Origin of the sequence: Clavibacter tessellarius (genome assembly GCF_001618005.1) — a bacterium.
Taxonomy (GTDB): Bacteria; Actinomycetota; Actinomycetes; order Actinomycetales; family Microbacteriaceae; genus Clavibacter; species Clavibacter tessellarius_A.
Window position 1 is genome coordinate 1 of sequence record NZ_LQXA01000005.1, and the last position, 23,704, is coordinate 23,704.

The window sequence follows — 23,704 nt, forward strand, 5'->3', positions numbered from 1 at the left end:
CTCCCCCTCCCCGTCCGGATCCGACGACGCCGCTCCCCGCGGACGCGCCCGCGTCCTCGCCCATGCCGCCCGCCTCGGGATCGACGTCGAAGTGGTCGACCGACCGGAGGCCTCCTCGCTCGAGGAGGCGGCCGCGGGCCTCGGCATCGATCCGTCGCACCTCGTGAAGTCGCTCGTCGTGAAGCGGCACGACGGCGCGCTGCTCATCGCGCTCGTGCCGGGCGACCGGCAGATCAGCTGGGCGAAGCTGCGCGCTCTCGTCGGCGTCAACAAGCTCTCGATGCCGGCGCCCGAGGTCGCGTTCCAGGCGACGGGCTACGAGCGCGGCACGATCACGCCCCTCGGCGCGGAGGGCGACCTGCCGGTGTACGCCGACGAGCGGATCCGCGGCCGCCGCATCGGCATGGGCGCGGGCGAGCACGGCGTCTCGGCGCTCGTCGACGCGGATGCGCTGGTGACGGCGCTCGGCGCCACCCTCGGCGACATCACCGACGAGCTGACGATCCGCCGCCCCTGATCCCGCGCGAGGCGGCATCGGGGACGGCGGACCGGTCGTGCACGGAGCGGGTCAGGCGCCGATGAGCTGCCCCGCGAGGTACCCCATGAGGTCGTCGAGCGGAATGCGCTCCTGCGCCATGGTGTCGCGCTCGCGCACCGTGACCGCCTTGTCGTCGAGCGTGTCGAAGTCGACCGTGACGCAGAACGGCGTGCCGATCTCGTCCTGGCGCCGGTAGCGGCGGCCGATGGCGCCCGCGTCGTCGAACTCGATGTTCCACACCTTGCGGAGCTCGGCGGCGAGCTCGCGTGCCACGGGCGACAGGCGCTCGTTGCGCGACAGCGGCAGCACCGCGACCTTCACGGGCGCGAGCCGGCGGTCGAGGCGGAGGACCGTGCGCTTGTCGACGCCGCCCTTCGCGTTCGGCGCCTCGTCCTCGTGGTACGCGTCCACCAGGAACGCCATCATCGACCGGGTGAGGCCGGCCGCGGGCTCGATGACGTACGGGATCCAGCGCTCGTTCTTCGTCTGGTCGAAGTAGGAGAGGTCCTGGCCGGACGCCTCGGAGTGCGTGCGCAGGTCGTAGTCGGTGCGGTTCGCGATGCCCTCGAGCTCGCCCCACGCGCCGCCGGCGAAGCCGAAGCGGTACTCGATGTCGACCGTGCGCGTGGAGTAGTGCGAGAGCTTCTCGGCCGGGTGCTCGAAGAGGCGGAGGTTCTCGGGGTCGATGCCGAGGTCGGTGTACCAGGCGTAGCGCTGGTCGATCCAGTACTGGTGCCACTCGGCGTCGGTGCCGGGCTCGACGAAGAACTCCATCTCCATCTGCTCGAACTCGCGCGTGCGGAAGATCCAGTTCTGCGGCGTGATCTCGTTGCGGAAGCTCTTGCCGATCTGGCCGATGCCGAACGGCGGCTTCTGCCGCGCCGCGCTCAGCACGTTCGCGAAGTTGACGAAGATGCCCTGCGCGGTCTCGGGACGGAGGTAGTGCATGCCCTCCTGGTTGTCGACGGGGCCGAGGAAGGTCTTGAGGAGGCCGGAGAAGTTCTGCGGCTCGGTCCAGGAGCCGGGCTGGCCGGTGTCCGGGTCCTTGATGTCGGCGAGGCCGTTGACGGGCGGGTGGCCGTGCTTCGCCTCGTACGCCTCGAGGAGGTGGTCGGCGCGGTAGCGCTTGTGCGTGTGCAGCGACTCCACGAGCGGGTCGCTGAAGACCTCGACGTGGCCGGACGCCTCCCACACTCGGCGCGGCAGGATGACCGAGGAGTCGAGGCCGACGACGTCGTCGCGGCCGTTGACCATGGTCTGCCACCACTGGCGCTTGATGTTCTCCTTCAGCGCCACGCCGAGCGGCCCGTAGTCCCACGCGGAGCGCGAGCCGCCGTAGATCTCACCCGCCTGGAAGACGAATCCGCGCCGCTTGGCGAGGTTGATGACGGGGTCGAGACGCGAGGGGGTTGCCACGATTGCTCCTAGGTGGGGCCGGACTGGGTGCCCGGTCGGCGGACGACGACCGGTGGGCGGGCGCCGCGGGTCGCCGGGAAAGGCGGCCCCCAGTCTACGGGCGGGCGCTCAGTCCTCGTCGCCCGCGGTCCGGCGGTGGGCCAGCTCGACGATGCGGACGGTCTCGAGGGAGTCGCGCGGCTCGACGGGCACGGGTCCGCGTCCGCGCACGGCGTCGGCCATCGCGGCGTAGAAGTCGGCGTAGCGGCCGCGCTCGGTGGGGATCCGCTCGCCCGCGGGATCGCCCGCCGCCTCGACGAGCGTGCCCCACTCCGACTCGGGCGCCTCGCCGAAGCCGGCGTCGGTCGGCGACGCGCCCCGCTTGAGGAGCGGCTCCTGCGGGTCGAGCCCGTGCACGGCGTACGCGCCGGCGGTGCCGAGCACGCGGAAGCGCGGGCCCGCGAGGGCGGCGACTCGGCTGACGGTGATGTGCGACTGCACGCCCGACTCGTGCAGCAGCGAGTAGAAGGCGTCGTCGTCGCTAGCGGATCCGTCGCGCACCGTCGCGAGCTCGGAGGCGAAGTCGACGACCGGGCCGAAGAGCTGGAGCGCCTGGTCGATGAGGTGGCTGCCGAGGTCGTAGGAGATGCCGGCGGCGTCGGCCGGGGTCTCGCGGTCCTGCCAGCGGTCGCGGACCGGGCCGCCCCAGCGCTCGAAGGTCGACTCGAAGCGGTGCACGTCGCCGAGGCGCCCCGACTCGATGAGCGCGCGCACGGTGAGGAAGTCGCCGTCGAGGCGGCGGTTCTGGAAGACGGAGAAGGGCACGCCGAGCGCCTCGGCCCGCTCGATCAGCATGAGCGCCTCGTCGACGGTCGCGACGAACGGCTTGTCCATCACGACGGCGAGGTGCGCGTCGAGCGCCTGCATGCCCTGCTGCAGGTGCGCGGAGGCGGGCGACGCGATGACGACCATGTCGAGCTCGGCCGAGCGCGCGAAGAGCTCGTCGGCCGAGGGGACGACGTCGACGCCCGGGTGGCGCTCCCGGACCTGCGCGGCGCGGTCGGGGTCGGAGGTGGACACCAGCGCGACGCGGTACTCCGGGCTCGCCTCGAGGAACGGCGCGTGGAAGACGCGGCCCGCGAGGCCGTAGCCGACGATCCCGACGCGGATGGGCGCCTCGGCGGCGGTGTCGGACGGGGCTGCGGCGGAGGCGGTGTCGGGTGTGCTCACCCGACCGATGCTACTGAGCGTCCGGGTCCCGGTCGCCGTCCGTCGGGGCGTCGGGATCCTCGGCGGACCCCTCGTCGGCGTCGCCCGCGTGCGCGTCGATCGCCCCGCCGAAGCGCCGGTCGCGGTGCACGTAGCTCTCGACGGCGTCCCAGAGGTCCTTCCGCCGGAAGTCGGGCCAGAGCCGGTCGAGGAACACCATCTCGGCGTACGCCGACTGCCAGAGCAGGAAGTTGCTCGTGCGCTGCTCGCCGGAGCTGCGGATGAAGAGGTCGACGTCCGGCACGTCGGGCAGGTAGAGGTAGCGCTGGATCGTGCGCTCGTCGACGCGCGACGCCTTGAGGCGCCCGGCGTCCACGTCCTCGGCGATGCGCTTCACGGCGTCGCCGATCTCGGTGCGGCCGCCGTAGTTGATGCACATCGTGAGCGTCATCCCGGTGTTGTCCTTCGTCATCTCCTCGGCGACCCGTAGGTCGTCGATGACGCTGCGCCAGAGGCGGGGGCGGCGGCCGGCCCAGCGGATCCGCACGTTCCAGGCGTTCAGCTGGTCGCGGCGGCGGTGGATCACGTCGCGGTTGAAGCCCATGAGGAAGCGGACCTCCGCGGGCGAGCGCTTCCAGTTCTCGGTCGAGAACGCGTACACGGACAGGTGCGTCGCGCCGAGCTGCACGGCGCCGGCGACGGTGTCGAACCACGCCTCCTCGCCCGCCTGGTGCCCGGCGGTGCGGGGCAGGCCGCGCTGGTTCGCCCAGCGGCCGTTGCCGTCCATCACGACCGCGATGTGCTGCGGCACGAGGTCGGCCGGGATCTCGGGCGGACGCTCCCCCGTCCAGTCGAGCGGCAGGTCGGTGCGGCCGGGGACCTCGGGGCGTCGGCTCATGGGGTCGTCTCCTGTGCTCGGGATCGGTCGGCGGGGTCGGCGACGGCGGTCGCGTCGTCGGGGTCGGGGTCGGCGTCGCGCGGGGTGGCCCGGACGACGGACGCGGTCGCGGCGGCGAGGGCCGCGGCCGGATCCGGGTCGGCGCCGTCGAGGTCGGGTGCGTCGAGCGGCACGGGCTGCTCTGTGGGCGGGAGGAGCTGGCGGGCGTCGCTGCGGTCGACGAGGCCCAGCGAGCGGATCCCCCGGTCGAGGTGCCACTGCGCGTAGGCCGCGACCACACCGCTCGCGCGCGCCTGCGACCGGAGCGTCGCCGCCTCGGCGTGCCGCCAGTCGCCCGTGAGGAGCGCGGAGAGCAGGGCGAGGGTGTCGGGGTCGAGGCGCGGGGATCCGGGCGGGGCGGCGGCATCCGCGACCACGCCGCCGAGCTGCACGACGAACGCGGAGTGCGGGCCCGGCGCGCCCGTGACGGCGCAGTCCTGGAAGCTCGGCGCCCAGCCGGCCATCGAGAGGCTCCGCAGGAGGTACGAGTCGAGGGTCAGGCTCGCGCCGTGCTCGCGGCGGCTGAGCGATCGGAGCGCGCCGACGAGGAGCAGGTACTGCTGCAGCGAGCCCTCGTCCTCGGTGACGCGGTCGGCCGTCTCGACCATGGCGCTGGCGGCCGTGTAGCTGCCGTAGTCGGTCGCGATGAGGGCGCCGTAGGACGCGATGGACTCGGCCTGCGTGATGATGTCGAGCGTCCGGCCCTCGAAGAACTGGGCGTCGGCGACCATGAACGGCTCGAGCCGCGCGCCGAACTTGGACTGCGTGCGGCGCACGCCCTTCGCGACGGCCCGGATCTTGCCGTGCTGCCGGGAGAGCATCGTGACGATCCGGTCCGCCTCGCCCAGCTTGTGGGTGCGCAGGACGACGATCTCGTCACGGTAGAGGGGCACCCGTCGATTATCCGCCCCGCGCCCCGGCTCCCCCTCCGCCGCCGCGCGGGTCCGTCCCGGTCCACCCGGCGTCGCGCGGCCGGGTACGGCACCCGCGCTGTGCTATCAAGGGGAGGCCATGGATCCCGTCCCCCTCACCATCCCGCTGTGGGCGGACCTCCTGGCGGTCAGCATCGGCAGCCTCCAGGGCGCCATGTTCGCGGCCGGCTTCCGCGACCGGCGGCTCGACCTGCTCGGGGTCGCCATCATCGGCACGGCCACGGGGCTCGGCGGCGGCCTCCTCCGCGACGTGTTCCTCAACGTCACGCCGGCCGCGCTCTCCAGCAACTGGCTCATGCTCGTGGCCGTCGCCGCGGCGCTCGGCGGGATGCTGCTCGAGCGGATCTTCACCCGCCTCGACGTCGTCATCACCGTGCTCGACGCGCTCACCATCGGCCTCTTCTGCGCCATCGGCACGTCGAAGGCCATGGCCGCCGGCGTCCCCGAGGTGCCCGCGGTCTTCATCGGCGTCGTCTCGGCCGTCGGCGGCTCGTTCGTGCGCGACCTGCTCCTCAACCTGCCCATCGCGATGATGCACGTGGGCTCGCTCTACGCGGTCGCCGCCGCCGTGGGCGCGGTCATCGTGGTGGGGCTGGCCGCGTTCGGGGTGCCCATGTGGGGCGCCGCCATCGTCTGCGTCGCCGTCACCGCGACCACGCGGCTCCTCGCGGTGCGCTTCGGCTGGAGCCTGCCGGAGCAGCGCGCGCTCAGCCGCCTGCGCTTCACGGCGCTGCGCCGCCCGCGTCCCCGCCGCTGAGGCGCCCGCGTCCCCGCAGCTGCGCCGCCCGCGGGACGCCCCCCGCGCACGATGACGGCCGGGCGTCGCCGCCCGGCCGTCATCGTGGTGGTGCCCCGCGGATCAGACCGCGGCGAGCTCCGGTTCGCGTACCGTGCGGCGGATCGCCCGGTTGACCGCGGAGACGATGGCCTCGAGCGAGGCCGTGGAGCTGTCCTCGTCGATGCCCACGCCCCAGAGGCGCACGCCCTCGACCTCGAGCTCCACGTAGGACGCGGCCAGCGCGTCGCCGCTCGCGCTGAGCGCGTGCTCCACGTAGTCGAGGAGGCGCACGTCCACGCCCTGGTCGGCGAGCACCTGGAGGAACGCGGCGATGGGGCCGTTGCCCGCGGCGGATGCCTGCCGCACCTCGTCGCCGTCGCGGAGCTCGACGTCGAGCGAGACGGATCCGCCCATGTCGCTCGAGGTGCGCGTGGAGGTCAGCTCGAACCGCCCCCACTTCTCCTCGGCGCGGTCGAGGGGCGCGGGGAGGTACTCGTCCTGGAAGATCGACCAGATCTGCGCGCTCGTGACCTCGCCACCCTCGGCGTCGGTCTTGGCCTGCACGACGCCGGAGAACTCGATCTGGAGGCGGCGCGGCAGGTCGAGCGAGTGGTCGGCCTTCAGCAGGTACGCGACGCCGCCCTTGCCGGACTGCGAGTTGACGCGGATCACGGCTTCGTAGGAGCGGCCGAGGTCCTGCGGGTCCACCGGCAGGTACGGCACGGCCCACGGGATCTCGTCGACCGTCTTGCCCTGGGCCGCGGCGTCGACGGCCATGGCCTCGAAGCCCTTCTTGATGGCGTCCTGGTGCGATCCGCTGAACGCCGTGTACACGAGGTCGCCCGCCCAGGGGCTCCGCTCCGGCACGGCCAGCTGGTTGCAGTGCTCGGCCGTGCGCTTGATCCCGTCGAGGTCGCTGAAGTCGATCTGGGGGTCGATGCCCTGCGTGAACAGGTTGATCCCGAGGGCGACGAGGTCGACGTTGCCCGTGCGCTCCCCGTTGCCGAACAGGCAGCCCTCGATGCGGTCGGCGCCGGCCAGGTAGCCGAGCTCGGCGGCGGCGACGGCCGTGCCGCGGTCGTTGTGCGGGTGCAGCGACACGATGACCTCGTCGCGGCGGTCGATGTGGCGGCACATCCACTCGATGGAGTCGGCGTAGACGTTCGGCGTCGCCATCTCGACGGTCGCCGGCAGGTTGAGGATGACCTTGCGCTCGGGCGTGGGGTCGAGCACCTCGACGACGCGGTTGCAGATCTCGGCCGCGAACTCCAGCTCGGTGCCCGTGTAGCTCTCGGGCGAGTACTCGTAGTACACGTCCACGTCCGGGATCGTCTCCTCGTACCGCTTGCAGAGGCGCGCGCCCTCGAGCGCGATGTCGATGATCCCCTGACGGTCGGTGCGGAACACGACGTCGCGCTGCAGCACGCTCGTGGAGTTGTACAGGTGGATGATCGCCTGCTTGGCGCCGCGGATCGACTCGTAGGTGCGGGCGATGAGGTGCTCGCGCGCCTGCGTGAGCACCTGGATGGTGACGTCGTCCGGGATCGCGCCCTCCTCGATGAGGCTGCGCACGAAGTCGAAGTCGGTCTGGCTGGCCGATGGGAAGCCGACCTCGATCTCCTTGTAGCCCATGCGCACGAGCAGGTCGAACATGATCCGCTTGCGCTCGGGGCTCATCGGGTCGATGAGCGCCTGGTTGCCGTCGCGGAGGTCGACCGCGCACCAGCGCGGCGCCTCGGTGATCCGGCGGGAGGGCCAGGTGCGGTCGGGCAGGTCCACCTGGATCTGCTCGTGGAACGGGCGGTACTTGTGGATGGGCATCCCGCTGGGGGCCTGCGTGCTCTTCATGGTCGTCTCCTCGTCGTGTGCGGGTCAGCCGTGACGGGACTCCGCGACGAGGAGGGCCGGATCAGGCCTCGCCGCGGCGACTAAGGAGGAGGCGGCCGGACTGCATGGGTCCACGGTACACCGGCGCCCAGGCGGTCCGCACCCGCGGCCGGGCGGCGCTCATCGGGCGGAGCGGAGCACGCGCGTGAGGTCGCGCACCGACGTGGACGGCAGGTACGCCCGGGTGAGGGCGAGCCCGATGGTGGGCAGGGCGGTCGCGTCCGGGTACGCCATGATCAGCGGCACCAGCTCCGGCTGGAACTTGCGCTTGAACTCGAGCAGCGAGCGGAACCCGTAGACCGGCTCGAGCGAGTCGGCGAGGAACTCGAGGATCCGCTCGACCGCGCTCTCCCGGCGCTCCTCCCCCGGCGCGTCCGACGCGGTGTCGGGCGACGCCGCCCGGGTCTGCGCGAGGGGCGCCGCGGAGAGGCTCATGAACTCGATGCCGTCCTCCTTCATGCGCATGGCGGAGCGGGCGATGAGGAACTCCATCACGCCGTTGATGCCGTCGGGCCGGCGGCGCATGAAGTCGAGGGTCCAGCCGATCACCACGCCGTCGCGCCTGGTGGGCAGCCAGCTCGTCGCGGCCTGGACGCGGTCGTCGGCGTCGACCGCGAGCATGAGGCGCACCTGCGGGTCGCGCAGCTCCTCGACCCCGCCGAGCGTGAAGCCCATCTCGGGCAGCTCCTTCTCGGCGACCCACTCCTCGGACATCTGGTCGATCTGGCTGGCCCACGCCAGCGGCAGCTCGGCCCACGTCGTCCACTCGGCGCGGATGCCGGCCCGGTCGGCCCGGTTGATGGACGTGCGCACGTCCTGCCACTTCTTGCCCGTGGTCTGCCAGGTGCCCGGGCGCACGACCGTCTCCTCGGCGACGACCAGGGTCTCCCAGCCCATGTCGCGGAACAGCGGGGACATCGACGCGGGGACGCTGTAGAACACCGGCGTCCATCCGTTGTCGTCGGCGAAGCGCGCGAACTGGCCGAGGACGTCGCGGAGGGCCCGCTCGTCGTGGGCGGGCGCGCCGAGCGGCGCCGCCGTCGTGATGGCGACGCTGCCCACCACGCGGTAGGCGACGACCGTGGCTCCGTCCGCGGCGATCCAGTACGAGTTGCCGGGCCAGGTGGCCATGTGCGAGAGCGAGCCGATCGCGCCGCGCTGCAGCGCCGGGCGCACGAGCGACGCGGCCCGGGGAACGGCCTGGATGCGCACGTCCGCGATGGCCCGCAGGCTCGCGATGACCAGGATGATCCAGAACACCGGTCCGACGCCGCGGTAGACGATGTCGGTGATCGGGTCCGTGGGAAGGAAGTCGAGGGACTCGCCGCGGAGGAACGAGGCCGGGATGAAGCGGTCGGGTGCCTCGGCCAGCAGGTCGTTGAGGTCCACGGTCCGGGTGAAGGCGTCGGACAGCGCGAGGCCGACCCCGACGAACAGCGCCATGAGGCCCGCGAGCGCGCCCGCGACCGTCAGGAGGAAGCGGCGGATGGCGGGGGCCGTGGAGAGGATGGTGAAGTGCCGCCGCATGAGCACCAGGACGATCGCGCTCCCGAGCGGCAGCAGCACGGACGCCGCGAGCGCGGCCACCGCCTCCGGATGCGCGGACGGGGACGCCGACAGGCGCGGCGAGACCATGTCGCGGTGCACGAGCATGCCGAAGGCGTACGCCGACAGCACGGCGAGGAGCCCGTTGACGGCGACGGCGAGCCACACCGCGAACCGGCGTCCGCGGGCGAGGCCGTAGGCGGCGACGAGGAGGGCGAGCAGCGGGGCGACGGACAGGAGGATCGGCCCGACCCCGCCGCCGATGCGCGCCAGCATGATCTCCTGCAGGCAGTCGTGGGTGAAGTCGCTCGACAGGCAGCGCGTGGAGATGGCGTCGCCCGGCACGCGGTCGTCGACGAACAGGAGGGCGATGGGCGCGAGCGGGCCGTACCGGCTCCGCGACAGCAGCGCGATGGCGGGACCGGTGCCCAGGATTCCGACGACGGTGGCGAGGATCACGCGCACCTCGTGGTGGGAGCTGCGCTGCCAGCGCGCGCCGACGGCCGGGCGGTGGAGGAGCGCTCCGGCGACCCCGCCCGCGATGATCGCGAGCAGCCGGTAGAGGTCGGACGGCTGACCCGAGTAGAGCAGGAACACGAGCACCACGACCGCGAGGACCACGCGGATCCGGCGCCGCCACAGCACCCCGGCCCACGCGCTCGAGAGGGCGAGGACGCCGGCCACCGCCGTCAGCGGATCGGCCGTCGCGATGCCGCGGACGCCGTGCGACCACAGCTCGCCGTCGACGAGCCCCTGGGCCTGCACCGCGATGCCCAGGAGCGAGCCGACGGTGCCGGTGAGGAGGAACCCGAGGAGCGTCCGCCACCAGCCCATCAGCCGCTCGGCGGCGCCGACGAGCACGAGGACGGCGAGGAGGGACACGACGAGCTCCACGGGCCCGTCCGTCAGGAAGGCCGCGGTCGCCGTGGTCCACCAGTGCCCGCGTTCGACGACCGCGACGTAGCCGGTCGCGAGGTCGTGGTGCACCGTGTGCGCCCACCGGTCCGACACGGCGGGGAGGATGCCCAGCAGCAGCACGACCACGGCGATGCCCGTGGTCGCGGGGAGGGTCAGGGTGCGCATCATCAGCGCGCGACCGGTGCCCGACAGGGTGAGGAGCGGAGGGCGCGGGCTCATCGCGAGAGCCCCAGGCGCTGGCCGAGCGCCGGGAGCGCGTCCTGGACGCAGCTGGTCACGGCTCCCCAGTCGTGGGCTCGGCCGGGGGCGAGGCCCATCCGCGTGTCCATGCCCGCGGCCTTGGCCGCGGCCGACATCTCCTCCACCTGCGAACGGAAGGCCTGGTCGTTCTCGCCCACGCAGAAGAAGGCGCTCATGTCGTCGTAGGGCGCGCGGGCCTTCATCACGGCCTCCGGCGCGGCGGCCGCGAAGAGCTCCTGCGAGCCGCCGAACCCGGCCTGGACCGTGTCGGGTCCGCGGTTGGGCGTGAGCTCGCCCGAGATGTCCATGAGCGAGCCGAAGAGGTCGGGGTGGCCGGTGCCGAACTGCGCGGCGCACGTGCCGCCCTGCGAGAAGCCGAGGACGGCCCAGGCGTCGCGATCGGGGAGCACGCGGAGGTGGCTGCGGATCCACGCCGGCACGTCCACCGTGACGTACGTCTCCGAGTTGCCGAGCGGGGAGTCGATGCACAGGGGGTTGGCGTCGTCGGCGCCGAGCTGGTCGGGGATCACGACGATGGGCGCGAGACCGCCGTGGTCGGCGGCGTAGGCGTCGAGCAGGGTGTCGAGGCGCCCGGAGTCGATCAGGTCCACGGGCGAACCGGGCTGACCCGACATCCCCACGATGACGGGGAGCTGCGGGGCGTCCGCGACGAGCGCGGCCGGCGGCAGGTACACGAACGCCTCGCGTGCGGGGAAGCCCGACTGCGTGCCGGGGATGGTCACGCTGCCGACGCGCCCGCGGTGCGGCAGGTTCTCGCGCGCCTGCCACGTCTCGTCGAGCGGTGCCGACGCGTCCCTCGTCCCCGGGTCGCCCGCGGGGAGCGGTCCGGGGAGCGCGGAGACGTCGAGGGGGCTGATCCGCGACAGGCCGAAGACCGCCGCGATGTTCGGGTACTCCTGGATGTCGTCGTTGATGCCGACGGCCGCGGCGAACGCGACGAGCGGCACGACCAGCACGGCGACGACGGTGTGCAGAGCCCGGAGGCTCCGCGGCGGGGCCGCGCGCCCCCCGATGCCCGTCACGGCGCGTCGTCCGCGGACGAGGGACACCAGCGCGAGGCCGAGGCCCATGCCTCCGACCGCCGTCCAGCCGCGGGTCGGCATCGACAGCACGACGCCGAAGAGGTCCAGCACGTCGCCCAGGAGCCACGCCAGCGCGATGCCGGAGAGCGCTCCGAGGAGGGCCGCGAGGCCGAGGACGCCCGCCGTGCGGACGGGGTCCTCGGCACGTGCGCCGCGCACCAGCCGGGCGCGTCGCGCGATCACCGCGAGGAGCACGAGTCCCACGATCGGCGCGACCGCCACCGCGGTCACGAACGACGTCGAGATGATGGGCAGGTCGGCGAGTTGCTTGAGCACGGTCTTCCTCTGGAGCTGGAGGGTGGCGATCGAATGTAGCCCACGACCATGGGCGGGGCCGGAGCCGCGCGCCGAGCGGCTACGGAGTCGGTCGCGTGCCGGTCAGCCGGTGCTCGAAGGCGAAGACCACGAGCTGCACGCGGTCGCGGAGGCTGAGCTTCGCGAGGATCCGGCTCACGTGGGTCTTCACGGTCGCCTCGCTGAGGAACTCGGCCTGCGCGATCTCGGCGTTGCTGAGCCCGCGCGCCGCGAGCACGAAGATCTCCCGCTCCCGGGAGGTGAGCGACGAGAAGGCGGGCGGCGCGACGCGCGGTTGGGAGCCGGGATCGAAGTGCTCGAGCAGCTGCCGGGTCGCGGATGCGGCGATGACGGAGTTGCCCGCGTGGACCGTGCGGATGGCGGCGAGGAGGAACTCGGGGTCGGCGTCCTTCAGGACGAAGCCGCTCGCGCCGGCCCGGATGGCGCGCGCCGCGCTCTCGTCGAGGTCGAAGGTGGTGAGCACGAGGATGCGGGGCGGGCGCTCCCCGCGCGCGTCCGCCGCGCGCAGCACCTCGGCGGTGGCGTGGATGCCGTCCATCACGGGCATGCGGATGTCCATGAGCATCACGTCGGGCCGCTGCTCGCGCGCGAGGCCGACGGCCTCCTCGCCGTTGGCGGCCTCTCCCGCGAACTCGAGGTCGGGCTGCGAGGAGATGAGCATGCGGACGCCGGTGCGGAACAGGGCCTGGTCGTCGACCAGGGCGACGCGGATGGGGGGTGTCGGCACGGGGGTCCTTCTGTCGGGGTGCGGGAGGGCGGGGCAGCGGATGCGCGGGTCGGCGGATGCGCGAGTCAGGACGCCGTCGAGCGGTCGTCGTCCGCTCGGCGGGCGGCGGCACCGCGGGCGGCGGCGGTGCGGTGCGGGCTCATGCGCGGGTTCGGCGTCGCCGTGCCCGCGGCGGCGGCCTCGGGCGGGAACAGCTCGTCGAGGGTGAGGGGCCGGCTGCGCGCGTGGGATCCGGCCGTCGCGGCGGCGCCGGGCACGGGCACGCGCGGCACGGGTCGGGTGGCCGGCGCGAACGGGACCCACGCCGAGACCGTCCACACCCCGTCGCGCACGCCCGCGGAGAACCGTCCGCCGGACAGCGTGGCGCGCTCGCGCATGCCCGCCAGGCCGTGGCCGACCGGCTGCGGGGACGTGGCGGGCGCGGGCGGCAGGACGGGCAGCGCGATGATCCCGGTGGTGGTCCGCGCGGGCCGGACCGGATCCGGTAGCGTGCGGCTCCGCACCGCGACCGACACGCCGTCGGGCTCCCACGCCAGCTCCACGTCGACGGGGTGCGCGACGTCGCCGTGCCGCAGGACGTTCGTGAGGGCCTCCTGCACTATCCGGTACACGGCGAGCTGCTGGCCGGTGCCGAACGCACCCGGCTCGCCGGTCTCGACGACGGCGATGGTGAGGCCCGTGGAGCGCATCTGCTCGATGAGGTCGCTGAGCTCCTTGAGCTCGGGCTGCGGGCTGTCGTCGGAGCTGTGCCGCAGCTGCGCCAGGAGGATCCGGACGTCGCCCAGCGCCTGCCGCGCGGTGGTCGAGATGGTGCGGAGCGCCTGGTCGGACGCCTCCGGGTCCACCAGACGGGCGTAGCGGGCGCCGTCGGCCTGGGCGATCACGACCGCCAGCGAGTGCGCGACGACGTCGTGCATGTCCCGGGCGATGCGGTTCCGCTCCTGCTCGACGACGACGTCGTGCAGCGCGCGCGCCTGGTCGCGCTCGGCCGTCTCCTGCGCGCTCCGGCTGGCGTGCGACGCGCGCGACGCGACGACGAGGCGGCCCGCGGTCCACGACGCGAGCAGCACGCTCCACGCGCAGAGGAGGAGGAAGAGCACCAGGGTGGCGTACGCCGTCCACTCCCCCGTGCTGAAGGCCGCGCTGCCGATCGGCACCCGGCCCGACTCGTAGGAGAGGTAGAGGGCGGCCACGATCCCGCCGACGAGCGCGGAGGCGAGGCCGAGCGCGCGCACGATCCGGCCCCCGTACGCGGCGCTGCAGTACACGACGCCCGCGACGGCGAGGTCGCCGGGCTCGACGCCCACGCCCGCCCCCATCTGGATGACGGCGCCCGCCCACGCGATGGCGAGCGAGAGGCCGGGCGACAGGCGGCGCACGGCGAGGGCGGCGCCCATGACGAGCACGAGGACGAGCGAGACCGGCGATGTGGTGAACGAGAGGACGCCGAACGCGCCGGCGGCCATGACGCCGATCGAGCCGGGCGCGAGGAGCGCGACGAACGCCACGGCGAGGACGACGTCGAGGACGACCTGGTACCTCGGGATCCTGCGCAGCATGGGACCACCGTAGGGGCCGCGCCCGCCGGGCGCGCCCCGAGCGGCCGAGGATCCGCGGCCGGTCGCCCCGATCTCATCCGCGCGATGTACGCGCGGCGGCTCCCGTGTCCCGGTCAGAACCCGAGGCGGCCGAGCAGCTTCGGGTCGCGCTGCCAGTCCTTGGCGATCTTCACGCGCAGCGAGAGGAACACGCGCTTCCCGACGAGCGGCTCGATCTGCGCGCGCGCCACCTGGCCCACGTGCTTGAGCCGCGACCCCTGCGCGCCGATGACGATGCCCTTCTGGCTGTCGCGCTCGACGAAGAGGTTCGCGTAGATCTCGAGCAGCTCCTTGTCCTCGCGCTCGATCATGTCGTCGATCGTCACGGCGAGCGAGTGCGGCAGCTCGTCCTGCACGCCCTCGAGCGCGGCCTCGCGGATGAGCTCGGAGATGCGGGCCTCGAGCCCCTCCTCGGTGACGGCGTCGTCCGGGTAGAGCTGCTCCGAGACGGGCAGGGCCTTCAGGAGCTCGCCCACGAGCGCGTCGAGCTGGATGGCCTCGACCGCGGAGACGGGGACGATGGCGTCCCAGTCGCGGAGCTCCTGCACGGCGAGGAGCTGCTCGGCGACCGCGTGCCGCGACGCGGAGTCGGTCTTCGTGACGATGGCGATCTTGCGGGCGCGTGGGTACTCGTCGAGCTGCTCGTTGATGAAGCGGTCGCCCGGGCCGATCCGCTCGTCCGCGGGGATGCACAGGCCGATGACGTCGACGTCGCCGAGCGTGGTCTGCACGAGCGAGTTGAGCCGCTCGCCGAGGAGCGTCCGCGGGCGGTGGATGCCCGGGGTGTCCACGAGGATCAGCTGCCCGTCGGGCCGGTGCACGATGCCGCGGATGGCCTTGCGGGTGGTCTGCGGCTTGGAGCTCGTGATGGCCACCTTCTCCCCCACCAGCGCGTTGGTGAGCGTCGACTTGCCCACGTTCGGGCGGCCGACGAAGGAGACGAACCCGGCGCGGTACGCCGGGGCGCCGCCGCGGGGCTTGCGCTTCGGCCGGGCGGCCTCGGCGGCGGCGTCGGCGGCGCGGTCGATGCCCCACGCGGCGTCGGAGAGCGGGGCGGGCGCCGCGGCGTCGGCATCCGTCGTCGGAGCCGCGGCCACGTCGTCGTCGTCCCGGGGGTCAGTCATGGTCGTGTCCTCTGCTGGCGGCGGCGCCCGCGGGGGCCGCCTCGTGGTCGTCGTCGTCCGCGCGGTCGCGCTCGACGAGGATCGTGCTGATGCGCGTGCGGCGCCCCTCGACCCGGTCGGCCGTGAGCACCAGACCGCCGACCCGCACCACGGATCCGCGCTCCGGCAGGCGGCCGAGTGTCTTGGCGAGCAGGCCGCCGGCGCTGTCCACGTCGTCGTCGTCGAGCTCGAGGCCGAACAGGTCGCCCAGCTCGTCGATCGGGAGCCGGGCGCTCACACGGTACACGCCCTCGCCGAGGTCCTCGTACTCGGGCACGTCGCGGTCGTACTCGTCGCTGATGTCGCCCACGAGCTCCTCGATGAGGTCCTCGAGCGTGACGAGCCCGGCGATGCCGCCGTACTCGTCCACCACCATCGCGAGGTGGTTCGACTCCAGCTGCATCTGCCGCAGCAGCGCGTCCGCCTTCTGCGACTCGGGCACGAACACGGCGGGACGCGCGAGCTGGTCGACGGTCGCGCCCTCGGCCTCGAGGGGCCGCTCGTAGACCATGCGCGCGAGGTCGCGGAGGTACAGCACGCCCTCGATCTCGTCCGAGTCGCGCCCCGTGACGGGGGCCCGGGAGATGCCGCGGGAGAGGAAGAGGCCGAGGGCGCTGCCGACCTGCGCGGTCTGCTCGACCACGACCATGTCGGTGCGCGGGATCATGACCTCGCGCACCACGGTGTCGTTGAACTCGAAGATGGAGTGGATGAGCTCGCGGTCGTCCTCCTCGAGCACCTCGAGCTCCGTGGCCTCGTCCACCATGCTGAGCAGCTGCTCCTCGCTGGTGAACGTCGCCACGGTCTTGGGGCGGCCGGGCGTGACGCGGTTGCCGAGCGCGACGAGGGCGTCGGCGACCGGGCCGATGGCCACCCGGATCACGCGCACCATGAGCGCCGTCCACGCGAGGAGCGGGCGGGCGTGCACCCGACCGACCGAGCGAGGGCTGGCCCCGACGAGCACGAAGGACACGGCGGTCATGATGGCGGCGGCCACGAGCAGAGTGATCCACCACTCCGCGATCGTGTCCGCCAGCGCCAGCGTGACGAGCACGGCGGCGCTCGTCTCGGCGATGATGCGGACGAAGCTCAGCGCGTTGACGTACGCGCCGGCGTCGGTCGAGATGGCGAGCATCGACCGTCTCGCGCGCGACGTGAGCGCGAGCTCCTGGATGTCGGCGCGGGACAGGGACGAGATGGCCGACTCGGAGGCGGCGAGGAGGCCGCCGAGGACGACCAGGAGGAACGCGGGGACGAGGAGGGCGAGCATCGTCGGCGGGTCAGCGACCGCGCTCGCTCATGGCGAACCCGATCAGGATGTCGCGCTGGAGCCCGAACATCTCGCGCTCCTCGTCGGGCTCGGCGTGGTCGAACCCGAGCAGGTGCAGGATCCCGTGCGCGGTCAGCAGCAGGATCTCCTCCATGGTCGAGTGCCCCGCCGTCACGGCCTGCTCGGCGGCGACCTGCGGGCAGACCACGATGTCGCCGAGGAGCCCGGCGGGCGTCGGGCGGTCCTCGGTGCCGGGGCGCAGCTCGTCCATCGGGAAGCTGAGGACGTCCGTGGGACCCGGCTCGTCCATCCACTGCACGTGCAGCTGCTCCATCGCGCCCTCGTCCACCATCACGATGGCGAGCTCGGCGTCCGGGTGCACGTGCAGGGTGTCGAGCGCGTAGGTGGCGAGGCGCTGGATGAGCGGCTCGTCGACCTCGATCGCCGACTCGTTGTTGATCTCGATGCTCATCGGGTGCTCCCAGGGGCGATGCGGCGCTCGGCGTGAAGGTGGTCGGCGGCCTGGCGCTCCGCGTCGTAGCGCGTGTACGCGTCCACGATGCGGCCGACCAGGGTGTGCCGCACGACGTCGTCGCTCGTGAGGCGGGAGAAGTGGATGTCGTCCATGCCGTCCAGCACGCGGGTGACGAGCTGGAGGCCGCTCGACCCCGTGGGCAGGTCGACCTGCGTGATGTCCCCCGTGACCACCATCTTCGAGCCGAAGCCGAGGCGGGTGAGGAACATCTTCATCTGCTCCGGAGTGGTGTTCTGCGCCTCGTCGAGCACGACGAACGCGTTGTTGAGGGTGCGCCCGCGCATGTAGGCGAGCGGCGCCACCTCGATGGTGTTGGAGGCCATGAGCTTCGGGACGAGCTCGGGATCCATCATCTCGTTGAGCGCGTCGAACAGCGGCCGGAGGTACGGGTCGATCTTGTCGGTCAGCGAGCCGGGCAGGTAGCCGAGCCGCTCGCCCGCCTCGACGGCCGGGCGGGTGAGGATGATCCGCTCGACCTCCTTGCGCTGCAGCGCCTGGACGGCCTTGGCCATGGCGAGGTAGGTCTTGCCGGTGCCCGCGGGGCCGATGCCGAACACGATCGTGCTCGCGTCGATGGCGTCGACGTACTGCTTCTGGCCGGGCGTCTTGGGGCGCACGACGCGGCCGCGCGACTGCACGATGGCCTCGCTCAGCACGTCGGACAGCGTCCGGGCGTCGTCCTGGCCGAGCCGGCGCGCGCTCGTCTCGATCTCCTGCGGTTCCACGTGCTGTCCGTCCTCCACCATCGCCACGACCTCGTCGATGAGCCGACGGGCCGACGCCACGTCCGCCCGGGTGCCGACGAGCGTGATCTCGTTGCCGCGGACCCGGACGTCGACGTCCGGGTGCTCGCGCTCGATCTGCCGGAGCAGCCGGTCCTGCGGCCCGAGGAGGCGCACCATGAGCACGCCGTCCATCGTCGCCGTCTGCTCGACGCGCTCCTCCTCCGCGGACGCGCCGCCCCGCGGGTCAGAACCCGACATGGTCCCCCTGGCCGAAGCCCGCGAGCACGTGCGCGTGCACGTGGAAGACCGTCTGGCCGGCCGCCGCGCCCGTGTTGAAGACGAGGCGGAACTGCCCGCCCGCCCGCTCGGCGCCGATGCGCGACGCGAGGTCGACGACCTCCGCGAGGAGGCCCGGGTCGCCCGCGGCGAGCTCGACGACATCGCGGTACGCGGCCGTCTTCGGCACGACCAGGACGTGGACGGGGGCCTTCGGGGCGATGTCCTGGAACGCGATCACGCGCTCGGTCTCCGCGACGATCTCGGCCGGGATCTCGCGGGCGACGATGCGCTCGAAGACGGTGGGCTCTCGGGTCTCGCTCATGCGTCCAGCCTACGCGGCGCCCGCGACGTCACCATCGCCCGAGGGCCGCGTTCACGAGCGCGAGCGCTGCGGGTCCTGCGGTGGACGTGCGGAGGATGCCCGAGCCGAGCGCGACCGGGATCGCCCCGGCCTCCCGGAGCACCTCGACCTCCGCCGGGCTGATGCCGCCCTCGGGTCCCACGACGAGGAGCACGTCGGTCGCCTCGGCCTCGGCGGGGGCGGCGAGGTCGAGCGCGGACAGCCGCGTCGCGGCGGTCGGGTCGAGCACGAGCACGCGGGCGGTGGCGGCCATCCGCGCGAGGTCCTTCGTCGTCGCGAGCCCCTCCACGCCGGGCACGCGCGGGCGGATGGACTGCTTCACGGCCTCGCGCACGATCGCGCGCCAGCGGTCCCGCCCCTTGGCGACCTTGGCGCCCTCCCAGCGGGAGATCGAGCGCTGCGCCTGCCACGGGATCACGGCGTCGACGCCCAGCTCGGTCGCGGCTTGCACGGCGAGCTCGTCGCGGTCGCCCTTCGCGAGCGCCTGCACGAGCACGACGCGCGGCGACGGCTCGGGGTGCTCCTCGACACCGTCGACCCGCAGCTCCAGCCGCTGCGGATCCGCGGTCGTGACGATGCACGACGCGATCGTCCCGCGGCCGTCGCCGACGAGCAGGCCCTCGCCCGCGCGGATCCGGCCGACGGTCACCGCGTGCCGCGATTCCGCGGCGCCGAGCGCAACGACCGCTCCCACGGCCAGCTCGCCGTCGCCGAGGTCGTCCGCGAGGTGGAAGTGCGCCACGGTCAGACGTTGAGGAAGCGGTCGCGGAGCTTCTGGAACAGGCCCTGCTGGAAGTGCGCCAGGTGCGGCGCCGGCGCCTTGTTGCGCTTGGCGAACTGCTGGATGAGGTCGCGCTCCTTGTGGTCGAGCTTCTGCGGCGTGACGACCTGGATGCCGATCTTGAGGTCGCCGCGCCCGGAGCCGCGGAGCTTCGTGACGCCGCGCCCGCGGACCGTGATGATCTCGGCGCTCTGGATGCCGGGGCGGAGCTCCAGGTCCACGTCGCCGTCGAGCGCCTCGATGCGCGCGTCGCTGCCGAGGATCGCGTCGACCATGCTCACCTCGACGGTGGCCAGGAGGTCGTCGCCGTTGCGGCTGAAGACGTCGTGGTGCGCGACCTTGATCTCCAGGTAGAGGTCGCCGTTCGGTCCGCCCGCGGGGCCGACCTCGCCGGAGCCCGGCATCTGGAGGCGGAGGCCCGTATCGACGCCGGCCGGGATGTCGACCGGCACCGTGCGGCGCGCGCGGACGCGGCCCTGGCCGGCGCACGTGGGGCAGGGGTGCGGGATGACGGTGCCGTAGCCGCGGCAGGTGCCGCAGGGGCTCGACGTCATGACGTTGCCGAGGAGCGAGCGCACCTGGCGCTGGATGCTGCCGGAGCCGCGGCAGATGTCGCACGTGACGGCGCTCGTGCCGGGCTGCGCGCAGGATCCGTGGCACGTGTCGCACACGACGGCCGTGTCGATCTCGAGGTCGCGGTGCACGCCGAAGATGACCTCCTCGAGCTCGACCTCGACGCGGAGGAGCGCGTCCTGGCCGCGCTCCTGGCGCGAGCGCGGACCGCGCCCCCCTCCGCCCTGCTGGCCGCCGAAGAACGTCTCGAAGATGTCGCCGAACCCGCCGAAGCCCTGGCCGCCGCCGCCGAACCCGGCCTGCGGGCCGAGGTCGTACTGCTGGCGCTGCTGCGGGTCGGACAGCACGTCGTACGCGTGCGTCACGAGCTTGAACCGCTCGGCGGCGTCGGGGGCGTCGTTGACGTCCGGGTGCAGCTGGCGCGCCTGCTTGCGGTACGCCTTCTTGATCTCCTCGGACGTCGCCTCGCGGCTCACGCCCAGTACTTCGTAGTGGTCAGCCACGTCGGGCCCTTCGGTGGTGATGGTCGTGGGGAACAGGGGCGGTGCGCCGGCGTGCGGGCGTCACCGCTCCTCGAGCAGGCGCGAGAGGTAGCGCGCGACCGCGCGCACCGACGCCATGTTGGTGGAGTAGTCCATGCGGGTCGGCCCGAGCACGCCGAGGCGCGCGAGCACGCCTCCGGAGGAGCTGTAGCCGCTGGTGAGCACGCTCGTCTCGCCGAGCCCGAACGGGGCGTTCTCCCGCCCGATGCTCACGGAGACGCCGTGCTGGTCGGCTTCCATCTCGCCGAGCAAGCGCAGGAGCACCACCTGCTCCTCGATGGCCTCGAGGACGGGCGAGATGCTGCCCGGGAAGTCGCGCTCGGTGCGGGCGAGGTTCGCGGATCCGGCGAGCAGCAGGCGCTCCTGGCGGTTCGCGAGCACCTGCTCGACGAGCGTGCCCGCGAGAGCGGCGGCGGCGGCCCGCTGGGCGGGCTCGACCTCGTCGGCCAGGGTCTCGAGGCGCGCGGCCGCCTCGGCGAGGCCGAGACCGCCGACGGCCGCGTTCACCCGTGTGCGCATGGCCGCGAGGAACTCCTGGTCGGGATCGCCCTGCAGCTCGACGACGCGCTGCTCGACGCGGCCCGTGTCGGTGATGAGCACGGTGAGCACGCGCGTGGCCGACAGCGCGACCAGCTCGACGTGCTTCACGTGGCTCGTCGCGAGCGACGGGTACTGCACGAGCGCGACCTGGTTGGTGAGCTGCGCGAGGAGCCGCACGGTGCGCGCGAGCACGTCATCGAGGTCGACCGACTGGCCGAGGAACACGTGGATGGCCTGGCGCTGCGCCGGGGTGAGCGGGCGCACGTCCGCGAGCTGGTCGACGAAGAGTCGGTAGCCCTTGTCCGTCGGCACGCGTCCCGAGGAGGTGTGCGGCGCCGCGATGAGCTCCTCCTCCTCGAGCAGGGCCATGTCGTTGCGGATGGTGGCGGCCGAGACGCCGAAGGCGTGGCGCTCCACGATGGACTTGGAGCCCACGGGCTCACGGGAGGACACGTAGTCCTGCACGATCACCCGGAGGACGTCGAGTCCGCGTTCCGAGACCATGGCGGCTCCCTCCTGGCACTCGTCGGTTCTGACTGCCAATCGTACCGCGTGGATCCGACGGCCCGGCATTGCCGGTCGCGCGTCGGCGGAGGTAGCGTGGTGGGGCCGGGCGAGGCCGGGCACCACCCACACGATCCCGCGCGATCCACCGGCCGTCGGCCCGTGCCGTGCACCGAGAGGCCCGCGATGTCCGCACCCGATCCCCACCCCTACGGCGCCCCCGCCCCCCTCACCCCGGGCGAGGACCGGCTGTGGGCGTCGCTGACGCACTTCCTCGCGATCCTCATCGTGCCGTCGTTCATCGTCTGGCTCGTGTTCCGGGAACGCGGTCGCTTCACGGACCAGGAGGGCAAGGAGGCGACGAACTGGACGATCAACGTCGCCGGCGTGCTCGTCATCCTCAACGTGCTCCAGGCCGTCTTCGTGGTCATCCCGTTCCTCGGGATCCTCATCTCCGTGCTGCTCGGCCTCGTGATCTTCGCGGTCGTCGTGGTCAACATCGTGTTCGCGATCATCGGCGGCGCGCGCGTGCAGGGCGGTCGGCCCTACCGCTACCCGCTCAACATCCGGTGGATCAAGTAGTCGGGGACCGATGAGCGCCAGGATCCGCCACGTCGCCGTGGACTGCCGGGACCCGCACGCGCTCTCGCTCTTCTGGGCGGGCGTCACCGGCTTCGCGGAGGATCCGGACGAGCCCAACCGCCCCGACGAGGACGCGGCGTGGCTCGGCGACCCGGTGTCGGGCCTCGGCATCATCCTGCAGCGCACGGACGCGCCGAAGACGGCGAAGAACCGGGTGCACCTCGATCTGGCGCCCGACGACCGCACGCGCGACGAGGAGGTCGACCGGGTGCTCGCCCTCGGCGCGACGCTCGTCGCCGACCGGCGGAACGCGGACGGCAGCGGGTGGGTCGTGCTCGCCGACCCGGAGGGGAACGAGTTCTGCGTGGAGCGCAGCGACGCCGAGCGCGAGGCGGGCGACGAGGTGGGCGCGGTCGTCCTCTGACCCGGCGGCGGTGCGCGCCGGCCTCGAGGAGGCGGCGGACCACGGCCCGTGTCAGTCCTCGAGGAGGCGGCGGACCACGGCGTCGGCGAGGAGCCGCCCCGACAGGGTGAGCACGAGGGTGCCCGCGAGGGCGGCGCGCGGGTCCACGAGGCCGTCGGCGATGAGCCCGGCGACCTGGCGGCGCCCCTCGACGGTGAGGGTGGGAATGGACAGGCCGTCGCGGATCCGCGCCCCGAGCAGGACCCGCTCCACCTCGCGCGTGGCGTCGTCGAGGTTCTCGCGGCCGGCGCCCGGGGAGGCGCCCGCGAGCACGCGGTCGGCGTAGGCGGCCGGGTGCTTCACGTTCCACCAGCGCACGCCGCCGACGTGGCTGTGCGCGCCGGGTCCGACGCCCCACCAGTCGTGGCCCTGCCAGTACGCGAGGTTGTGGCGGCTGCGGCGGCCGCCGCGGGCCCAGTTGCTCACTTCGTACCACTCGTAGCCGGCCTCGCCCAGCATGCGGTCGGCCAGCTCGTACATGTCGGCCTGGAGGTCCTCGTCGGGCTCGGGCACCTCGCCGCGGCGGATCTGCCGCGCGAGCTTCGTGCCGGGCTCCACGATGAGCGCGTACGCGGACAGGTGGTCGGGCTCCTGGGCGATCGCCTGCTCGAGCGAGGCGCGCCAGTCGTCGATGCTCTCCCCCGGCGTGCCGTAGATGAGGTCGAGGCTCACCTCGAGCCCGGCCGCGCGGGCGCCGCGGACGACGGGCGCGATGCGGGCGGGGTCGTGCGTGCGCTCCAGCGTCGCCAGCACGCGCGGCACGGCCGACTGCATGCCGAACGAGACGCGCGTGAAGCCGCCCGCCGCGAGGGCCGCGAGGTAGGCGTCGTCGACGCTGTCGGGGTTCGCCTCGGTCGTGACCTCGGCGCCCTCCGCGATGCCCCACGTCTCGCGCACGGCGTCGAGCATCCGCACCAGGTCCTCCACCGGCAGGAGGGTGGGCGTGCCGCCGCCGAGGAACACGGTGGAGGCGGGCCGTGCGGGTACGCCGGAGTCGCGGAGGGCGGATCCGGCGAACCGCACCTCCTGCACGGCCTGCGACGCGTAGTCCGACTGCTTCACGCCCCGGAGCTCGGGCGCCGTGTAGGTGTTGAAGTCGCAGTAGCCGCAGCGCACGCGGCAGAACGGCACGTGCAGGTAGACGCCGAACGCGCGCTCGTCGGCGCCCGCGGACGCGGAGGCGGGCAGCAGGCCGTCGGCGGGGGCGGGATCGGCGAGGGGCAGGGCGGACGGCATCCGTCCATCATCCCCCGGCGCGGAGGCC

The 23,704-nt window shown here is 73.2% G+C and carries 21 protein-coding genes and 1 pseudogene; 4 read left to right on the forward strand and 18 right to left on the reverse strand.

Going from position 1 to position 23,704, the window contains the following annotated elements:
* Window positions 1-517: aminoacyl-tRNA deacylase (locus tag AWH51_RS00875; protein WP_063070258.1), on the forward strand; the 517-nt coding region annotated here is incomplete at its 5' end.
* A gap of 51 nt (window positions 518-568) precedes the next feature.
* Here the strand turns inward: AWH51_RS00875 and AWH51_RS00880 are convergent.
* The 4 genes and pseudogenes from AWH51_RS00880 to recO all read right to left on the reverse strand — a co-directional run.
* A complete protein-coding gene (locus AWH51_RS00880; RefSeq protein ID WP_063070259.1) occupies window positions 569-1,954 on the reverse strand; it encodes a glycine--tRNA ligase in 1,386 nt (461 codons plus the stop codon).
* 108 nt (window positions 1,955-2,062) lie between these two features.
* The gene (locus tag AWH51_RS00885; protein WP_063070260.1) at window positions 2,063-3,163 is read right to left on the reverse strand and encodes a Gfo/Idh/MocA family oxidoreductase; all 1,101 of its coding nucleotides are present in this window, start codon (window positions 3,161-3,163) and stop codon (window positions 2,063-2,065) included.
* Between the two features lie 10 nt (window positions 3,164-3,173).
* On the reverse strand, window positions 3,174-4,040 hold the full coding sequence (locus tag AWH51_RS00890) for an isoprenyl transferase (protein WP_063070261.1): 867 nt from the start codon (window positions 4,038-4,040) through the stop codon (window positions 3,174-3,176).
* A gap of 218 nt (window positions 4,041-4,258) precedes the next feature.
* A pseudogene (recO, locus tag AWH51_RS00895) lies at window positions 4,259-4,972 on the reverse strand (DNA repair protein RecO); the annotation flags it as partial.
* Between the two features lie 118 nt (window positions 4,973-5,090).
* Between recO and AWH51_RS00900 the strand changes: the two are divergent.
* A complete protein-coding gene (locus AWH51_RS00900) occupies window positions 5,091-5,768 on the forward strand; it encodes a trimeric intracellular cation channel family protein (protein ID WP_063070263.1) in 678 nt (225 codons plus the stop codon).
* A gap of 102 nt (window positions 5,769-5,870) precedes the next feature.
* Here AWH51_RS00900 and leuA read toward each other — a convergent pair whose 3' ends face one another.
* From leuA to hrcA, 13 genes are all read right to left on the reverse strand, one after another.
* Window positions 5,871-7,637 (reverse strand): 2-isopropylmalate synthase, encoded by a 1,767-nt coding sequence (gene leuA, locus AWH51_RS00905; RefSeq protein WP_063070264.1) that lies wholly within the window; start codon window positions 7,635-7,637, stop codon window positions 5,871-5,873.
* A gap of 159 nt (window positions 7,638-7,796) precedes the next feature.
* Window positions 7,797-10,358 carry a bifunctional lysylphosphatidylglycerol flippase/synthetase MprF gene (locus AWH51_RS00910; protein ID WP_081234746.1) on the reverse strand — a complete coding sequence of 854 codons (2,562 nt, stop codon included), beginning with the start codon at window positions 10,356-10,358 and terminating at the stop codon, window positions 7,797-7,799.
* Window positions 10,355-11,758 (reverse strand): alpha/beta hydrolase, encoded by a 1,404-nt coding sequence (locus AWH51_RS00915; RefSeq protein WP_063070265.1) that lies wholly within the window; start codon window positions 11,756-11,758, stop codon window positions 10,355-10,357. Before AWH51_RS00915 ends, AWH51_RS00910 begins: the two co-directional genes overlap by 4 nt.
* A 79-nt stretch (window positions 11,759-11,837) precedes the next feature.
* Window positions 11,838-12,524, reverse strand: a complete 687-nt coding sequence (locus AWH51_RS00920) for a response regulator (protein WP_063070266.1) — start codon at window positions 12,522-12,524, stop codon at window positions 11,838-11,840.
* A gap of 65 nt (window positions 12,525-12,589) precedes the next feature.
* Entirely contained in the window at window positions 12,590-14,083 is a 1,494-nt protein-coding gene (locus tag AWH51_RS00925) for a sensor histidine kinase (RefSeq protein ID WP_063070267.1), read from the reverse strand.
* Window positions 14,084-14,196: 113 nt separating this feature from the next.
* Window positions 14,197-15,246, reverse strand: coding sequence for a GTPase Era (era, locus tag AWH51_RS00930; RefSeq protein ID WP_081234748.1), 1,050 nt, complete (start codon window positions 15,244-15,246; stop codon window positions 14,197-14,199).
* On the reverse strand, window positions 15,239-16,555 hold the full coding sequence (locus AWH51_RS00935) for a hemolysin family protein (RefSeq protein WP_063070268.1): 1,317 nt from the start codon (window positions 16,553-16,555) through the stop codon (window positions 15,239-15,241). Before AWH51_RS00935 ends, era begins: the two co-directional genes overlap by 8 nt.
* A 10-nt stretch (window positions 16,556-16,565) precedes the next feature.
* Window positions 16,566-17,027 carry an rRNA maturation RNase YbeY gene (ybeY, locus tag AWH51_RS00940; protein WP_043669058.1) on the reverse strand — a complete coding sequence of 154 codons (462 nt, stop codon included), beginning with the start codon at window positions 17,025-17,027 and terminating at the stop codon, window positions 16,566-16,568.
* Window positions 17,024-18,073, reverse strand: coding sequence for a PhoH family protein (locus tag AWH51_RS00945; protein ID WP_063070269.1), 1,050 nt, complete (start codon window positions 18,071-18,073; stop codon window positions 17,024-17,026). Before AWH51_RS00945 ends, ybeY begins: the two co-directional genes overlap by 4 nt.
* Entirely contained in the window at window positions 18,060-18,416 is a 357-nt protein-coding gene (locus tag AWH51_RS00950; protein ID WP_063070270.1) for an HIT domain-containing protein, read from the reverse strand. The genes AWH51_RS00945 and AWH51_RS00950 overlap by 14 nt, the downstream gene beginning before the upstream one ends.
* Window positions 18,417-18,444: 28 nt before the next feature.
* Window positions 18,445-19,197, reverse strand: coding sequence for a 16S rRNA (uracil(1498)-N(3))-methyltransferase (locus AWH51_RS00955; protein WP_063070271.1), 753 nt, complete (start codon window positions 19,195-19,197; stop codon window positions 18,445-18,447).
* 2 nt (window positions 19,198-19,199) lie between these two features.
* Window positions 19,200-20,312: a molecular chaperone DnaJ gene (gene dnaJ / locus AWH51_RS00960; protein ID WP_063070272.1), complete on the reverse strand. Its 1,113-nt coding sequence runs from the start codon at window positions 20,310-20,312 to the stop codon at window positions 19,200-19,202.
* Window positions 20,313-20,372: 60 nt separating this feature from the next.
* The gene (gene hrcA / locus AWH51_RS00965) at window positions 20,373-21,395 is read right to left on the reverse strand and encodes a heat-inducible transcriptional repressor HrcA (RefSeq protein ID WP_063070273.1); all 1,023 of its coding nucleotides are present in this window, start codon (window positions 21,393-21,395) and stop codon (window positions 20,373-20,375) included.
* A gap of 186 nt (window positions 21,396-21,581) precedes the next feature.
* On the opposite strand from hrcA, the gene AWH51_RS00970 reads away from it, so the two are divergent.
* Window positions 21,582-21,977, forward strand: a complete 396-nt coding sequence (locus AWH51_RS00970; protein WP_063070274.1) for a DUF4870 domain-containing protein — start codon at window positions 21,582-21,584, stop codon at window positions 21,975-21,977.
* Between the two features lie 10 nt (window positions 21,978-21,987).
* The gene (locus AWH51_RS00975) at window positions 21,988-22,401 is read left to right on the forward strand and encodes a VOC family protein (protein WP_063070275.1); all 414 of its coding nucleotides are present in this window, start codon (window positions 21,988-21,990) and stop codon (window positions 22,399-22,401) included.
* A gap of 51 nt (window positions 22,402-22,452) precedes the next feature.
* Here AWH51_RS00975 and hemW read toward each other — a convergent pair whose 3' ends face one another.
* Window positions 22,453-23,676 carry a radical SAM family heme chaperone HemW gene (gene hemW / locus AWH51_RS00980; RefSeq protein ID WP_063070276.1) on the reverse strand — a complete coding sequence of 408 codons (1,224 nt, stop codon included), beginning with the start codon at window positions 23,674-23,676 and terminating at the stop codon, window positions 22,453-22,455.
* Window positions 23,677-23,704: the final 28 nt, after the last annotated feature.

What these genes read in the sequence shown, in the direction of transcription:
- AWH51_RS00890 (WP_063070261.1), bottom strand. Translation starts at nt 4,040, where the DNA reads ATGAGCCGACGCCCCGAGGTCCCCGGCCGCACCGACCTGCCGCTCGAC.
- AWH51_RS00900 (WP_063070263.1), top strand. Translation starts at nt 5,091, where the DNA reads ATGGATCCCGTCCCCCTCACCATCCCGCTGTGGGCGGACCTCCTGGCG.
- leuA (WP_063070264.1), bottom strand. Translation starts at nt 7,637, where the DNA reads ATGAAGAGCACGCAGGCCCCCAGCGGGATGCCCATCCACAAGTACCGC.
- AWH51_RS00910 (WP_081234746.1), bottom strand. Translation starts at nt 10,358, where the DNA reads ATGAGCCCGCGCCCTCCGCTCCTCACCCTGTCGGGCACCGGTCGCGCG.
- AWH51_RS00925 (WP_063070267.1), bottom strand. Translation starts at nt 14,083, where the DNA reads ATGCTGCGCAGGATCCCGAGGTACCAGGTCGTCCTCGACGTCGTCCTC.
- era (WP_081234748.1), bottom strand. Translation starts at nt 15,246, where the DNA reads ATGACTGACCCCCGGGACGACGACGACGTGGCCGCGGCTCCGACGACG.
- AWH51_RS00935 (WP_063070268.1), bottom strand. Translation starts at nt 16,555, where the DNA reads ATGCTCGCCCTCCTCGTCCCCGCGTTCCTCCTGGTCGTCCTCGGCGGC.
- ybeY (WP_043669058.1), bottom strand. Translation starts at nt 17,027, where the DNA reads ATGAGCATCGAGATCAACAACGAGTCGGCGATCGAGGTCGACGAGCCG.
- AWH51_RS00945 (WP_063070269.1), bottom strand. Translation starts at nt 18,073, where the DNA reads ATGTCGGGTTCTGACCCGCGGGGCGGCGCGTCCGCGGAGGAGGAGCGC.
- AWH51_RS00950 (WP_063070270.1), bottom strand. Translation starts at nt 18,416, where the DNA reads ATGAGCGAGACCCGAGAGCCCACCGTCTTCGAGCGCATCGTCGCCCGC.
- hrcA (WP_063070273.1), bottom strand. Translation starts at nt 21,395, where the DNA reads ATGGTCTCGGAACGCGGACTCGACGTCCTCCGGGTGATCGTGCAGGAC.
- AWH51_RS00970 (WP_063070274.1), top strand. Translation starts at nt 21,582, where the DNA reads ATGTCCGCACCCGATCCCCACCCCTACGGCGCCCCCGCCCCCCTCACC.
- AWH51_RS00975 (WP_063070275.1), top strand. Translation starts at nt 21,988, where the DNA reads ATGAGCGCCAGGATCCGCCACGTCGCCGTGGACTGCCGGGACCCGCAC.
- hemW (WP_063070276.1), bottom strand. Translation starts at nt 23,676, where the DNA reads ATGCCGTCCGCCCTGCCCCTCGCCGATCCCGCCCCCGCCGACGGCCTG.